This is a genomic window from Bradyrhizobium monzae, assembly GCF_021458635.1.
GTDB lineage: Bacteria > Pseudomonadota > Alphaproteobacteria > Rhizobiales > Xanthobacteraceae > Bradyrhizobium.
Window position 1 is genome coordinate 850,479 of record NZ_JAIRDQ010000002.1, and the last position, 13,982, is coordinate 864,460.

Consider the following 13,982-nt stretch of genomic DNA (forward strand, 5'->3'; position numbering starts at 1 on the left):
ATGATCAGTCAGCGCTTTTCCATCGGCCCGGCCGGCGCAGAGATCGCCATGTTGCGGTGGGGCGAGAGCGGCAAGCCACCCGCTCTGCTCGTGCACGGCACCGGCTTCGTCGCCGACGTCTGGAACGAGGTCGCGCGCGACCTCGCATCGACCTACACCGTCTATGGGCTCGATCGCCGCGGCCATGGCGCCAGCCACAAGCCCCGCACCTATCACTTTGCGGACTATGCCGACGACATCTGCCGGGTGATCGATGCGCTGGGCTTGCGCGACGTCTACGGCATCGGCCACAGCGCAGGAGCGACCGATCTGCTGTTGGCAGCGAAGCTGCTGCCGGGATGTTTCACACGCCTGTTCGTGATGGAGCCGACCGTGATGAGCCCACACGCGGCACGCGATCCATCCGTGGGATTGAGCGAACAATCGCTGTCCCGCGTGCAGGGCGCGCTGCGCCGGCAGGCGGAGTTCGACAGTCACGACGCCGTCTTCAAGCGCTACCGTGCCGCGCCCGCTTTTGCGGATTGGACCGAGGCTTCGCTCTGGGCCTATGTGCGGCACGGCTTTGCGCCACTCGACAATGGCCGGGTGCGGCTTTGCTGCACGCCTGAGATCGAGTCGGCGATGCTGCGTCCGATCTATGAGGCGATGGAGCAGGTTTACGTCGGCGACGCGCGCGGCAATCCGTTCGCCTGGTTCGGGGAGATCGAATGCCCCGTGATGGTGACCGCCGCCGAGACCTCGGGGCTGGTCTATAAGGAGATGGCGGCGCGCGCCGTGGCGCTCATCCCGCAGGCCCGGACCCTTGCTTTCGAAGGCGCCGGCCACTGTGTGGCGCAGGAAGCCCCCGCCCCTCGTGCTGCAGGCGGTCCGGGAATTTTCTGCGTAGATCCCCGCTCATGTCCCCACGGGCTCAAACGGCGTGTGTGATCCCACCTCACGAAAACGTCATCGCCTCCAGGAATAAACCCACCCCTCCCCTGATCACCTCCTCGACGCCCAATTCCGGGCAAAAGGAGACGTGCGATGAGCGGACACGATCACGGGGAAGACGGCGTCAGCCGCCGCAAGGTGCTGGAATGCATGACTTGGGCCGGCACCGGGGTGCTCTGGACCATCACGGGCGGCGTGCCGCGCTCGCTCGGCATCATCGATTCCGCAGAGGCCGCAACCGCCACCGCGCCCGGCATGACCTTCCTCCAGATCAGCGATAGCCATGTCGGCTTCGACAAGCCGGCCAACCCCAATGCGCTGGGTACGCTGGAGGAAGCCGTCAACAAGATCAATGCGATGCCGGTCAAGCCATCGTTCATGATCCACACCGGCGACATCACCCATCTGTCGAAAGCCTCCGAGTTCGACAACGCCGATCGCATCATCTCGCAGTCCAAGCTGGACGTGCACTACGTGCCCGGCGAGCACGACTTCCTCGACGAGGAAGTGAAGTTTTATCGCGATCGCTACGGCCGCGGCACCAAGGGTGCGGGCTGGTACTCGTTTGACGCCGGCGGCGTGCACTTCGTCGGTCTCGTCAACGTCGTCGACCTCAAGGGCGGCGGTCTCGGCAATCTCGGCGCCGAGCAGCTCGCCTGGCTCGAAGACGACCTCCGCGGCAAGTCGAAATCCACGCCTGTCGTTCTGTTTGCGCACATTCCGCTCTGGACCGTCTATCCGGAATGGGGCTGGGGCACCGAGGACGGCGGTCGCGCGCTCGAATACGTCAAGGGTTTCGGCTCGGTCACGGTACTGAACGGCCACATCCACCAGGTGATGCAGAAGGTCGAGGGCAACGTCACCTTCCACACCGCGCGCTCGACCGCCTTCCCGCAGCCGGCGCCGGGCACCGCCGCCTCGCCCGGACCAATGAAGGTCGAGGACGCCAAGCTCCGTTCGATGCTCGGGGTCGCCAGCATCAACTTCAAGCAGAACGAGCAGCGGCTCGCGATCATCGACACGCCGCTGCAGGGTTGAACGGAAGCTGACAATGAAGACACTCAATCGCCGCGACTTCGGGGTCGCTGTGGCCGCGGCCATCCTGCTACCCGTCACGACCGCTCGTGCCGACGACACCAACATGGAGGTGCATATCGACAATTTCGTCTTCCAGCCGCCGGAACTCAAGATCAAGGTCGGCACGACCGTGACCTGGACCAACCGGGACGACATCCCCCACACCGTGGTGTCCGCCGGCAAGTTCAGGTCCAAGACCCTGGACACCGACGACAAGTTCACGTTCACCTTCACCAATGCGGGCGACTACAAGTATTTTTGTTCGTTGCACCCGCACATGACCGGGATGATCAAGGTTGAGTAACGTCTCCAACCAAGGCATCTCTGTCTTGCCCGGCCGGTGGTCCCACGCCGGCCGGGCTCGCGTGCCTTCGGTCAAACCCAACACCGACACGAAGCACGCAACGACGTACGAAACGCAGCAAGAGGCAAAGCGAGAGGCGATGCCCGTCAGCGACGATTTCCAGAAGGCGCAGCGCTTCCGCGAGGCGGCACTCCCCTATCTCGACGACGTCTACACGCTCGCACGCTACCTGCTGCGCGACGCCTCCGACGCGGAGGACGCGGTGCAGGAATGCTATTTGCGCGCGCTGAAGCACTTCGACAGCTATCGCGGGCCGGCGATGAAGCCGTGGCTGTTCGCGATCCTGCGCAATGTCTGCAACGCCGAATATGCCAGACGCGCGCACTCGCACGCCGCGATCGAGGACACGCCCGCCGCCGCCGACCAGACGCCGATGTGGCAGGAGAACGAGGCGAGCCCGGAGACGGAGGTGCTGCGCAGCCGCGACGCCGGCGCCATTCGCAAGATGATCGACGCGCTCGCCGAGCCATTCAAGGAAACCTTCGTGCTGCGGGAGATCAATAACCTGTCCTATCGTGAAATTGCAGAAGCCGTCGGTGCCCCCGTCGGCACCGTGATGTCCCGCCTCGCCCGCGCCCGCGCCATGCTGCGCGCGGCCTGGACGGCGGAAGAGGAGCACTCGAAATGACCTGCGACGAAGCAAAAATCCTGCTTCACGCGCTGCTCGACAACGAACTCGATGCCGGCCATGCGCGCGAGGTCGAAGCCCATATCGCCGGCTGCCCAGCGTGCACGGCCGAGTTGGCGGCACAGCGCGACATGAAGCGCGTGTTGGCCGATACCAGGCTGCACTACACCGCGCCGGCAAGCCTGCGCGCGCGTATCGAGGCATCGATGCCGCAGGCGCGACCGCAGCCGAGCCGACGTTCCGTGCTGCGCGGTTTCGCGATGGGCTCGGCGGTCTCGGCGCTCGCCGCCTCCGGCGTCGTCGCCGTCGTGCTGCGCCAGGACGACCAGCAGCGCGTCCTCGAGGAAGTCGTCTCCGCGCATCTGCGCTCGCTCCAGGCCGGCCACCTCATCGACGTCGTCTCGACTGACCAGCACACGGTCAAGCCCTGGTTCAACGGCAAGCTCGACGTCGCCCCGCCCGTGATCGACCTCACCGCGCAAGGTTTTACGCTGGTCGGCGGCCGGCTCGACTATGTCGATGCGCGCGCTATCGGCGCCGTCGTCTACCGACGCCGGCAGCACATCATCAATTTGTTCGTCTCGCAGACCGCGAGCAGCGAGCACCGGCCGCCGAAGACGCAGACCATGCAGGGTTTCAACTGCCGCCGCTGGGGCGAGCGCGGCCTGAACTTCTGGGCCGTCAGCGATATCGGCGGCGACGAGCTCACCGAATTCGTCGACAAGTTCGAGGCTGGGATGAAGGCGAGTGTGGCGGGGTAGCGTCAGTCACCTCGTCATTGCGAGCGAAGCGAAGCAATCCAGACCGTCATCGCGGAAAGACTCTGGATTGCTTCGCTGCGCTCGCAATGACGATGGCCGAGACGCCTCGGCAAGTGATCAGGCCGACCGCCGCACCGCGTTATCCACCAGCGTCTTGCCGAGCGACCAGATCGCACCGGGGACCTTGTGGCTGCCGGCGATGACGTCGTCGAAGGCGCGCTCGATCCAGCTGCAGTCTTCTTCGGTAATGGTGAGCGGCGGCAACAGCTTGATGGTGTGGCTGCCGTGGCCGGCGACCTGCGTCAGTATCTTGTGATCCTTGAACAGCGGCACCGTGATGAGCTGGCAGAACAGGCCCTTGTTGGCGGCCTCCAGCACGTTCCAGGACGCCCGCAGCCGCAGCGATTTCGGCGGGCCGAACTCGATGCCGATCATCAGGCCTTTGCCGCGCACTTCCTTCATCAGCTCGTAGCCGGGCACCATGCGGGTGAGCGCGAGGCGAAGCTCGGCGCCGCGCTTGGCGGCGGACTCGATCAGCTTCTCCGATTCCATCACGTCGAGGGCGGCGATGCCGGCGGCCATCGCGAGATCGTTCTTGGAGAAGGTCGAACCGTGCACCACGGCGCGGTCCATCTGGTTGAAGATCTTGTCGAAGATGCTCTTGCGCGTCAGCACCGCGCCGACCGGCACGTGGCCGCCCGACAGTGACTTCGACAGCAGCACCATGTCGGGCTCGACGTTCCAGTGCTCGACGGCGAGGAAACGGCCGGTGCGGCCCATGCCGGTCTGGATCTCGTCGGCGACGAACAGAGTGCCGTACTTCTTGCAGAGCGCGGCCGCGCCCGGCAGGAACTCGTCGGAGGGCATGTTGACGCCCTTGCCCTGGATCGGCTCGACGACGAAGGCCGCGACCTCGCGCGAGGCCAGCGCCTTCTCGAGCGCGGCGAGATCGTTGAAAGGAACCGAGGTGCAGCCCGGCAGCAGCGGCTCGAAGCCGGTGCGGAAGTTCGAATCACCGGTCAGCGACAGCGCGCCATAGGTCAGGCCGTGATAGCCGTGGGCGCAGTAGACGATGCCGGGGCGGCCCGTAGCCCCGCGGGCGAACTTGATCGCCGCCTCGACACATTCGGCGCCGGAATTGGCAAAGAACACCTTGTCGAGGTAGGGAACGTATTTCAACAGCCGCTCGGCGAGCACGCCGGCCAGCACCGAAACGTCGAACTGGACAAGATTGGGCAGATCGGCATCGAGCACGCTTTTCAGGGCGTCGCGCATCACCGGATGATTGCGCCCGATTGCGAACACGCCAAAGCCGGACAAGAGGTCGAGATAACGCGCCCCCTCGCGATCGTAGAGGTACTGCCCCTGCCCCCTCTGGAAACCGACATCGTAGCCGATGGTCTTGAGAACCCGGACGAACTGCTCGTTCAGATACCGATTATGCAGGGTGCTGCGCTGGGCCTGACGGTCCGCGAACAACTGAGACATGTCTGGATTTGGACTGTTCATCCGCTACATACTTCGGTTGAGGGCCGCTTCGTCAACTGAAAACGGTCAGCAAACGGAAAAGGGTCTGTGCGGCCTTTTGCCCTTTTTCGGACCATCTTCGCAAGCACAGCTTTAAACCATGTTGCACTGCCAAGGAACACTCATGCGTTTGGCCATTTACACCGGAATAATACTGGCAGGCGGTTACGCCAGCCTGACACCGGCGCTCGCCGCCGATCCCACCGGCGACTGGCGGGTCGCCGATGGCGTTGCCAATGTCCGTGTCGCTCAATGCAATGGCAGCATGTGGGGCGCGGTTTCCTGGGAAAAGCAGTCCGGCGGACGCGACGAGAACAACCCGGATGTCTCAAAAAAGAACAGGCCGACACTGGGCATGGCGATCCTGATCGACATGAAGAAAACGGCCGGCGCCGAGCAGTGGGAAGGCCAAGTCTACAACGCGAAGGATGGCCAGCTCTACAGCGCGACCATCACGCCCACAGGCGCCGATAAGCTTGAAATCAAGGGCTGCGTGATGGGCTTTCTATGCGGCGGAGAGACCTGGACCCGCGTTGGTCCGCCGATCCCTTTGAGCACCGCCAACGCCATGGCCAAGGGTGCGCCAAAAACCACCGGAGCGGCGCCCAAGGCTGCGCCAGCGCCAGGCGCCGCAGCACCTGCGCCGGCGACGGCGGCTCCGAAGAGCGCAGTCGCCGCCAAGCCTGGCCAGAAGAGCGCAGCCGCCGATTCCGTCGGCGATATCTGCCTACTCCCGGAGATTGCGGGGTTTGCCCATTAGGGCCGGCTGAAACAGCAGCACTGCGGCAAGCGTCGTCACCAGAGAAAGTGCGAGCAGCTTGCCCATGCTGGACGTGCCCGGATGGCTCGACAGCCACAGGCTGCCGAACGCCGTCGCCGTGGTTAGTGCGCTGAAAAAGATCGCCCGCGTCAGGCTGGTCTGAAGCAGGTTTGTCCTGCCGGACCGCCATGCCACGACATAATAGATCTTGAACGCGACGCCGACGCCGAGCAGCAGCGGGAACGCGACGATATTGGCGAAGTTGAGCGGCAGGCCGATCAATACGCAGATCTCGAGCGTCACCGCGCCCGCGACCAGAAGCGGCACCAGCGTCATCAGCACGTCGACGATGCGGCGCAGCGTCAGCCACAGCAACAGGCCGATCACCAGCAGCGCATAGATGCCGGCATGGATGAACGCGTTCACGATGGTGTCGCCGGATTTCAGGATCGAGACCGGCCCGCCGATGGCGGTCGGCTCGGCCTCGAGGACGGCCGCCGCGAATCTGCGCAGCGTATCGTTGTCGTTGGGATCGCCCTTTGGCTGAGCTTCGACGCGAATAATGCCGTCCTTGCTTTTCCAGACGCTCACGAGATCTGGCGGCAGTGACTTCAGGGTGACCGGCTCGGCCTGCAGCGCGTTCCGGAGCTGGTCGAACACGATCTTCATTGGCGTCACGAACACGTCCTGCGCCTTGTTGCGGGTCGCCTCATCCGAATTGGCGAGCTTCTCGAGCGCGTCCGCGAGCCGTCGCGAGGCGACCGCACCTGCGCCCTTGGCGTCGCCGGCGGTGCGGCGCAGATTGTCGACCGATGATTTCAGCGACTCGACGTTTTCCTGGTCGGAAGGCGCCGCGTCGATCTGGTCCGGGTTGAGCGCGGGGTTCAGCACCTTGGCGCCCTGCGCGAGCAGCTTCAGCTTCGGCTGCTGATCTTCCGGCACGAAGCTGTCGAGCGACATCACCCGCAGCACTTCCGGCACCTTCTCCAGCTTCGCCTCGACCTGCTTGGCCTGCTCTTCCGACTTGACCATCACGTTGATGGCATTGGCGCCGGTGTTCGGATCCTGGCGCAGATCGAGGAAGGTCGCGATCGATTCCGCCTTCGGATTGCGCAAGTTCATCGGGTTGAAGTCGAACTTCAGGAAATAGAGCAGCGGCAGGCCGGCGACCGCCAGCAGCAGCGTGCCGCCGACGACCAACACACGGTGCTTCTCGAGGAAATGATCGAGCGGCGCCAGGAAGGCATAGCCGACCGGCTCCATCTCGCCGGGCGGATTCAGCAGCTTCAACATCGCGGGCAATACGGTGATGCTGGAGACGAACGCCACCAACATGCCGACGCCGGCGATCTGGCCGAGCTCGGAAATGCCCTTGTAGTCGGTCGGCAGGAAACAGAGGAAGCCGGCCGCAGTCGCCATCGCCGCCAGCGACAGCGGCACCGCGGAGCGCTTCGCGGCGAGCACCAGCGCGCCGGAGAGATCGTCGTGCTTGTAGCGCTCCGAGCGGTAGCGGACGCTGTACTGGATGCCGAAATCGACGCCCAGGCCGACGAACAGCACCGCGAACGCGATCGACAGCAAATTGAACGAGCCGACCATCATCAGGCCCGCGGCGGTCGTCAGCGCAAGGCCGACGAAGAGATTGACGAACACTGCGAAGATAATCTTCGAGGAGTGCAGCGCCAGCCACAGGATCAAGAGCACGACGAGCACCGTGCCGACGCCGTTCACGACAGCGCCTTCCTGGACGGTGGCGTATTCCTCGTTGGCGATCGGCACCGGGCCGGTCAGGCGCACCCGCGCCTGGTATTTGGTCGCGAAATCGAGATCGACCGCGGCCTTCCGGATCGCGTCGGTTGCACCCTTGCCGGGCTCCAGCGCGTTGTAATCAAGGATCGGCTTGAACTCGATGAAGGCACGCTTGTCCGAATCCGACAGCGGCTGATCACTGACGAGTTCGCGCCAGGAGAAGCTCGCATTGCCCTTGTTGAGCACGGTCTCGACCGTCTGCGAGATCTGGTTGAATGGCCGCTCGGTGCTATCGAGCTTGACCTGGCCGCGCTTGACGCCGGCCAGCCCGGTCTCCAGCGCGCCGGTCAGGCCGCGGATCGACGGATCGCCGGCCATGATCTCGATCAGGGGCGCTGCTGATTCGAACTGGCCGGTGATCTTGCCGACTTCCTCGGTCGGCAGGAACAGCAGGCCGTTCTTCTCGAAGAACTCACCGGTGCCGAGCTGCTGCATCGACTGGAATTCGGTCTTGTTGTCCTTCAGCTTGGCAAACAGCGCGTCCGCGGCTGCGGTCGCCATCTCCGGCGTCCTGGCCTCGACGACCGCGAGAATCGTCGCGTCGCGGTCGAAGGCACGGTCGAACTGCTGGTCGCGCTGGCGCCAGTCCAGATTCTGGGCAATCAGCGAATTGATGTCGGTGTTGATGGCGAAGTGCCGGGACGTGTAATAGCCCGCCCCCACCGCCAGCACGAGCCCGAGAACGACGACGAGGGAGGCAAACCGGGTACAGGCCCTGACGATGGCAACGACTACGCTTTGCAGCACGTATTTTCTTTCTAGTGTTAATAGCCTGCCGGAAACGCCCGCTGTTTATCGGAGTTCCCCAGCGAAACCTATTGCTGTTTTGGGTCGCTCTCGCGGGAACAAGGTTCGAAGTAAACGCCGGGAGACCGTGGCAAAATCATGCGGGAGGGCCGGTATAGCCGGGGAGATGAGGCGGTAAAGTGACGAAGGGGTGAGCACAAATGTCGCCGTCTTGCTCGCGCGAAATGAAGTATTATAATACCCAAAATCGGCTTGGCCGGGAACCGCCGACTTGTTCCACCTTTCCTTGCCGCCGATTTTTTGACACAAAGTGCTGTGCCTGCATGCGCCGGAGCCCGGATGGGGTGGGCGGTTACCGCGGTCGCGATACCAATGGTGCAGAAATTGCAGCATTGGCCCGTATCGGGGTGCCGCCTGGGACAATTGAGCGGATTGGTGCAATTTGCGTGATGGGCGTCCTATGGAAGTTTATCTAGCGCAACCGCGCGGCTTTTGCGCGGGCGTGGTGCGCGCGATCGAGATCGTCGAAAAGGCCTTGGAGAAGTACGGCCCGCCCGTCTACGTGCGCCACGAGATCGTGCACAACAAATATGTCGTCGAGAGCCTGAAGAACAAAGGTGCGATCTTCGTCGAGGAGCTGTCCGAAGTTCCCCCGAAGGCGGTCACCGTTTTCAGCGCCCATGGGGTCGCCCGCAGCGTCGAGGAAGAGGCCGCCACGCGTGACCTTCCGGTGCTGAACGCCACTTGTCCCCTGGTCACGAAAGTTCACAATCAGGGGAAGCGCTACATCACCAAGGGCCGCACCCTGATCCTGATCGGCCATGCCGGCCACCCCGAGGTCGAGGGCACGATGGGCCAGGTTCCCGGGCCCGTTCTGCTGGTCCAGAGCGTTGAAGAGGCCAAGGCCCTGGCGCTGCCGGCGGATACGCCAGTGGCCTACATCACCCAGACCACGCTGTCGGTCGACGACACAAAGGACATTATCGGGGCTCTTCAAGCCAAATTTACAGATATTCAAGGCCCAGACATCCGGGATATCTGCTATGCGACACAGAACCGCCAATCTGCGGTAAGGGACTTGAGCAAGCTGGTCGACGTGATTTTGGTGGTGGGCGCTACCAATAGCTCGAATTCAAACCGGCTCCGCGAAATCGGCACTGAAGCCGGCGTCGCGAGTTATCTGATCGCCGATGGCCGCGAGCTCAATCCGGAGTGGTTGAATGGTGCCAGGACCGTCGGCCTCACGGCCGGCGCCTCGGCGCCCGAGGTGCTGGTGGATGACGTGATCGAAGCGCTGCGGCGGATCGGACCGGTGACGGTCTCGGTGCTCCCGGGCCGCGAGGAAAACATCGAATTCAGGCTTCCGGCCGAGCTGGCTGCAAGCTGACCTACCCGAATTTCAAGCCCAGAAAGAAACGTGTAATGGCAATCCCCTTCTTCAAGGAAATGCGTATCGGCGGCTATTTGCTCAAGCAGAAACTGCTTGGCCGCAAACGCTATCCGCTCGTGCTGATGCTTGAGCCGCTGTTCCGCTGCAACCTCGCCTGCGTCGGCTGCGGCAAGATCGACTATCCGGATGCGATCCTCAACCGCCGCATGACGGCGCAGGAGTGCTGGGACGCGGCCGACGAGTGCGGCGCACCAATGGTCGCGATCCCCGGCGGCGAACCGCTGATCCACAAGGAGATCGGCGAGATCGTGCGTGGCCTCGTCGCGCGCAAGAAGTTCGTCTCGCTCTGCACCAACGCGCTGCTGCTCGAAAAGAAGCTCGATCTGTTCGAGCCCTCGCCCTATCTGTTCTTCTCCGTGCATCTCGACGGCCTGAAGGACCATCACGACAAGGCCGTGTCGCAGAAGGGCGTGTTCGACCGCGCCGTCTCCGCGATCAAAGCGGCGAAGGCCCGCGGCTTCACCGTCAACGTCAACGCCACCATCTTCGACGGCCATCCGGCCGAGGAGATCGCAAAATTCCTCGACCTCACCGTCGAGCTCGGCGTCGGCGTCTCGATGTCGCCGGGCTATGCCTACGAGCGCGCGCCGGACCAGGAGCACTTCCTCAACCGCACCAAGACCAAGAAGCTGTTCCGCGACGTCTTTGCGATGGGCAAGGGCAAGAAGTGGAATTTCATGCATTCCGGCCTGTTCCTGGACTTCCTCGCCGGCAACCAGGAATACGAGTGCACGCCGTGGGGCATGCCCGCGCGCAACATTTTCGGCTGGCAGAAGCCCTGCTACCTGCTCGGTGAAGGCTACGCAAAAACCTTCAAGGAGCTGATGGACACCACCGACTGGGAGACCTACGGCACCGGCAAGTACGAGAAGTGCGCCGACTGTATGGCCCATTGCGGCTACGAGCCGACGGCCGCGACCGCCGCGCTCAACAACCCGATCAAGGCGATGTGGGTGTCGCTGCGCGGCATCAGGACCTCCGGCCCGATGGCGCCGGAGATCGACATGTCGAAGCAGCGCCCGGCGCAGTACATCTTCTCGGCGGAAGTCCAGAAGCGCCTGTCGGAGATTCGCAAGGACGAAGCCGCCGCTGCCGCGGAGAAGGCCGCTCGGAAGGCCTCGACCGCCGCGTAAGCACGCAAAGTCGGCACGAACAAAAAGGCCCGATCGCCAATGGCGACCGGGCCTTTTCTTTTGTCAGCGCGAAGTAGCCGCTCAGGCCGCCTTGGACACCAGCGTCTCGCTGTCCAGCAGCTCCGTGCCGATCAGGAAGTCACGGCAGCCACGCAGTGAGCGCAGCGCGCGGTTGAAGTCGATGCCGGTCGAGACCAGCGCATGCAGCGTCGCCGGATTGCGCACGATGCCGCGCAGGACGGCGGCGAGGTCGATCTGGCCGTTCGGCTTGATGGCGGCGCGTGCGAGCGCCGGCAACGCGCGATGAGCGGGATCGCTGATGACGCGAACCGCGGCGAACGGCAAGCCGGCCTCGGCGGCGTAGGCGGCCGCGATGTGGCTTTCCATGTCGACGGCGGAGGCGCCGGTCTCGGAATGCAGCGCCGCCTTGCAGGTGCGGCCCGTGACCACTTCCTCGGCACCGGCAAGGCTACCGCGCACGACCCGGCGGCGGCCGGAGGTCAGCTTGTCGATGAGATCGTCGCTGAGCGACAGGCCGGCGCCCCAGCGAGCATCGCCCGCAAGCACCTCGGTCGCCACCACCACGTCGCCGGAACGCAGCGTCGGGTCGAGCCCGCCGGCCACGCCGAACGAGATCACGCCGCGAATCGTCTCGGGATCCACCACCGTCAGGAGGGCCCGCAACTGGGTCGGGCTGCTGGACGAGCAAATGACCGCCATTCCGGGGCCGGCAGCGATGCGGGCCTCCTGAACCAATCCGGTCACGATCAAGATCGGCCGCGGATCAATGGCATTGCCCGCGGTAATATAGTCCCCCATCCCCAAAGTCACATCCCGACCCCTACCACCCTGCTGTTGGTGTTCCGCAAGTTCCGATACCGCGCCAGCGCCCACAACGGGAAGAACTTCGGGTATCCATGATACCGCAGATAGAACACGCGGGGAAAGCCTGTGGCGGTATAGCGGCTCTCGTCCCACAGTCCTTTTTCGTTCTGTGTTGCAATCAGGTACTCCACCCCGCGGGCGACGGCCGGGTGATCAACCTCGCCAGCAGCCATCAGGGCAAGCAAGGCCCATGCCGTTTGCGAGGCGGTCGAGGGGGCGGGTTCCCAGCCCTTGTAGTCCAACCGGTAGCTGACGGCGTCCTCACCCCAGCCGCCGTCCTTGTTCTGGATCGAGGTCAGCCAGCCGGCCGCCTTGCGCATCATGGGGTCGTTGCGGTCGACGCCGGCCATGTTGAGGGCGCATAGCACCGACCAGGTTCCATAGATGAAGTTCATGCCCCAGCGGCCGTACCAGGACCCCTCGGGGTGCTGGGTCTTGCGCAGATAGGCCACGCCGCCGGCGACGTGCTTGCTGGTTGTCTCGGTCTCGCCGAGCTGGGCCAGCATCGAGATGCAGCGGGCGGTGACGTCCTCGGTCGGCGGATCGAGCAGCGCTGCGTGGTCGGAGAACGGGATGTTGTTGAGGTAATATTCGAGGTTGTTGACGTCGAAGGCAGCCCAGCCCCCGTCGTCGCTCTGCATGCCCTCGATCCACTCCCGGGCGCGGTCGATCGCCGCGTCATAGCCGGCAACACCGTGCTCCCGGCGCATGCGGTCCATCGACATCACCACCACGGCAGTGTCGTCGAGATCGGGGTAATGGGCATTGTTGTACTGGAAGGCCCAGCCGCCCGGACGCACGTCGGGCCGTTTCACCGCCCAGTCGCCCTTCACCTGAAGCTCCTGCTTCGGGATCAGCCAGTCGAGGCCCTGCCTGGCCGCAGGCACGGCCTTGTCGCCGCCGGCTTCCAGCAGCGCGTGCGCCGTCAGCGTCGTGTCCCACACCGGCGAGACGCAGGGCTGGCAATAGGCCTCGTCGCCGTTGATCACGAGCAGCTTGTCGATGCCCCGGCGCGTGATCGCGCGCGGCGGGAAGTTCTCGTCCTTGCCGAGCGCGTCGTACATCATGACGATGTTGGCCATGGGCGGATAGATCGCGCCCATGCCGTCCTCGCCGTTGAGCCGCTCCTCGGTGAAGGCGAGCGCGGCGTCGATGGCACGCTGGCGCATGCGTTTCGGAAACATCGGCTCGACCACGCGCAAGACGCTGTCGAGCGCGCTGAACAGCACGAACCAGGCCTTGCTCTGGTGTGGCGCCCTCGCGGTCATGCCGATCGAGCGGGGATCCTGGAGAAACAGCTCGTCGATGCCGACTCCCTTCGGATTCCTCGCGCGCGGCTTCAGCGCGGCGATCACCATCAACGGCACCATGGTGGTGCGCGCCCAATACGAGATCTTGTTGATGTGGAACGGGAACCAGAACGGCAGCAGCATGATCTCGATCGGCAGCACCGGCGTCGCGCGCCAGGTCACGACGCCGAACGTCGCGAGCAGAAAACGGGTGAAGACGTTGCTGTTGATCGCACCACCGCGTGAATGGATCGCCTCGCGCGCACGCACCATGTGCGGGGCGTCGACGGAATCGCCGATCATCTTCAGCGCGAAGTAGGCCTTCACGCTGGCGCTCATGTCGAACGCACCGTCATGCACCAGCGGCCAGCCGCCATGGGCGCCCTGAACGCGGCGCAGATAGTTGCCGATCTTGGCCTCGAGCGCGGTGTCGACGGGCTCTGCGAGGTAATGGCGCAGCAGGACGTATTCGGCCGGGATCGTGCAGTCGGCCTCGAGCTCGAATACCCAATGGCCGTCGGACTGCTGCAAACCGAGGACGCCTTGCGTCGCCGACGCAATGCTCGATTCCAATAAGTTTGATTCCAAAGCTTCGCGGCTGGTCGCGTTCACGGAATCCATG

Annotated in this window: 12 protein-coding genes; 8 read left to right on the top strand and 4 right to left on the bottom strand. The window is 64.2% G+C overall.

The features are described from left to right. From K3F49_RS13000 to K3F49_RS13020, 5 genes are all read left to right on the top strand, one after another. On the top strand, positions 1 to 927 hold the full coding sequence (locus K3F49_RS13000; RefSeq protein WP_234681307.1) for an alpha/beta fold hydrolase: 927 nt from the start codon (positions 1 to 3) through the stop codon (positions 925 to 927). Between the two features lie 96 nt (positions 928 to 1,023). After that, positions 1,024 to 1,968, top strand: a complete 945-nt coding sequence (locus K3F49_RS13005) for a metallophosphoesterase family protein (RefSeq protein ID WP_234681308.1) — start codon at positions 1,024 to 1,026, stop codon at positions 1,966 to 1,968. Between the two features lie 13 nt (positions 1,969 to 1,981). Further along, entirely contained in the window at positions 1,982 to 2,311 is a 330-nt protein-coding gene (locus K3F49_RS13010) for a cupredoxin domain-containing protein (RefSeq protein ID WP_234681309.1), read from the top strand. A gap of 139 nt (positions 2,312 to 2,450) precedes the next feature. Further along, the gene (locus K3F49_RS13015; protein WP_234681310.1) at positions 2,451 to 2,999 is read left to right on the top strand and encodes a sigma-70 family RNA polymerase sigma factor; all 549 of its coding nucleotides are present in this window, start codon (positions 2,451 to 2,453) and stop codon (positions 2,997 to 2,999) included. Then, positions 2,996 to 3,760, top strand: coding sequence for an anti-sigma factor family protein (locus K3F49_RS13020; protein WP_234681311.1), 765 nt, complete (start codon positions 2,996 to 2,998; stop codon positions 3,758 to 3,760). The genes K3F49_RS13015 and K3F49_RS13020 overlap by 4 nt, the downstream gene beginning before the upstream one ends. A 117-nt stretch (positions 3,761 to 3,877) precedes the next feature. Here the strand turns inward: K3F49_RS13020 and hpnO are convergent, their stop codons facing one another. Continuing rightward, positions 3,878 to 5,269 (bottom strand): aminobacteriohopanetriol synthase HpnO, encoded by a 1,392-nt coding sequence (gene hpnO, locus K3F49_RS13025; RefSeq protein WP_234681312.1) that lies wholly within the window; start codon positions 5,267 to 5,269, stop codon positions 3,878 to 3,880. A 142-nt stretch (positions 5,270 to 5,411) separates the two neighbouring features. Between hpnO and K3F49_RS13030 the strand changes: the two genes are divergently transcribed. After that, positions 5,412 to 6,047 carry a DUF2147 domain-containing protein gene (locus K3F49_RS13030; protein WP_234681313.1) on the top strand — a complete coding sequence of 212 codons (636 nt, stop codon included), beginning with the start codon at positions 5,412 to 5,414 and terminating at the stop codon, positions 6,045 to 6,047. On the opposite strand, the gene hpnN is transcribed toward K3F49_RS13030, so the two are convergent. Beyond that, a complete protein-coding gene (gene hpnN, locus K3F49_RS13035) occupies positions 6,015 to 8,603 on the bottom strand; it encodes a hopanoid transporter HpnN (protein WP_234681314.1) in 2,589 nt (862 codons plus the stop codon). The genes K3F49_RS13030 and hpnN overlap by 33 nt on opposite strands. A 460-nt stretch (positions 8,604 to 9,063) precedes the next feature. Here hpnN and ispH point away from each other — a divergent pair, with 460 nt between their 5' ends. Next, positions 9,064 to 9,990 (top strand): 4-hydroxy-3-methylbut-2-enyl diphosphate reductase, encoded by a 927-nt coding sequence (gene ispH / locus K3F49_RS13040; RefSeq protein ID WP_234681440.1) that lies wholly within the window; start codon positions 9,064 to 9,066, stop codon positions 9,988 to 9,990. Positions 9,991 to 10,025: 35 nt separating this feature from the next. Next, complete coding sequence (hpnH, locus tag K3F49_RS13045; RefSeq protein WP_234681315.1) at positions 10,026 to 11,186, top strand: adenosyl-hopene transferase HpnH; 1,161 nt, start codon at positions 10,026 to 10,028, stop codon at positions 11,184 to 11,186. 81 nt (positions 11,187 to 11,267) lie between these two features. Here hpnH and K3F49_RS13050 read toward each other — a convergent pair whose 3' ends face one another. Together K3F49_RS13050 and shc are read right to left on the bottom strand one after the other, a co-directional pair. After that, positions 11,268 to 12,017, bottom strand: a complete 750-nt coding sequence (locus K3F49_RS13050; protein WP_234681316.1) for a phosphorylase — start codon at positions 12,015 to 12,017, stop codon at positions 11,268 to 11,270. Next, a complete protein-coding gene (shc, locus tag K3F49_RS13055; protein ID WP_234681317.1) occupies positions 12,014 to 13,981 on the bottom strand; it encodes a squalene--hopene cyclase in 1,968 nt (655 codons plus the stop codon). The genes K3F49_RS13050 and shc overlap by 4 nt, the downstream gene beginning before the upstream one ends. Position 13,982: the final 1 nt, after the last annotated feature.

Bases quoted from the DNA above. Each gene is read 5' to 3' on its own strand.
- K3F49_RS13000 (WP_234681307.1), top strand. From the start codon at position 1: ATGATCAGTCAGCGCTTTTCCATCGGCCCGGCCGGCGCAGAGATCGCC.
- K3F49_RS13005 (WP_234681308.1), top strand. From the start codon at position 1,024: ATGAGCGGACACGATCACGGGGAAGACGGCGTCAGCCGCCGCAAGGTG.
- K3F49_RS13010 (WP_234681309.1), top strand. From the start codon at position 1,982: ATGAAGACACTCAATCGCCGCGACTTCGGGGTCGCTGTGGCCGCGGCC.
- K3F49_RS13015 (WP_234681310.1), top strand. From the start codon at position 2,451: ATGCCCGTCAGCGACGATTTCCAGAAGGCGCAGCGCTTCCGCGAGGCG.
- K3F49_RS13020 (WP_234681311.1), top strand. From the start codon at position 2,996: ATGACCTGCGACGAAGCAAAAATCCTGCTTCACGCGCTGCTCGACAAC.
- hpnO (WP_234681312.1), bottom strand. From the start codon at position 5,269: ATGAACAGTCCAAATCCAGACATGTCTCAGTTGTTCGCGGACCGTCAG.
- K3F49_RS13030 (WP_234681313.1), top strand. From the start codon at position 5,412: ATGCGTTTGGCCATTTACACCGGAATAATACTGGCAGGCGGTTACGCC.
- ispH (WP_234681440.1), top strand. From the start codon at position 9,064: ATGGAAGTTTATCTAGCGCAACCGCGCGGCTTTTGCGCGGGCGTGGTG.
- hpnH (WP_234681315.1), top strand. From the start codon at position 10,026: ATGGCAATCCCCTTCTTCAAGGAAATGCGTATCGGCGGCTATTTGCTC.
- shc (WP_234681317.1), bottom strand. From the start codon at position 13,981: ATGGATTCCGTGAACGCGACCAGCCGCGAAGCTTTGGAATCAAACTTA.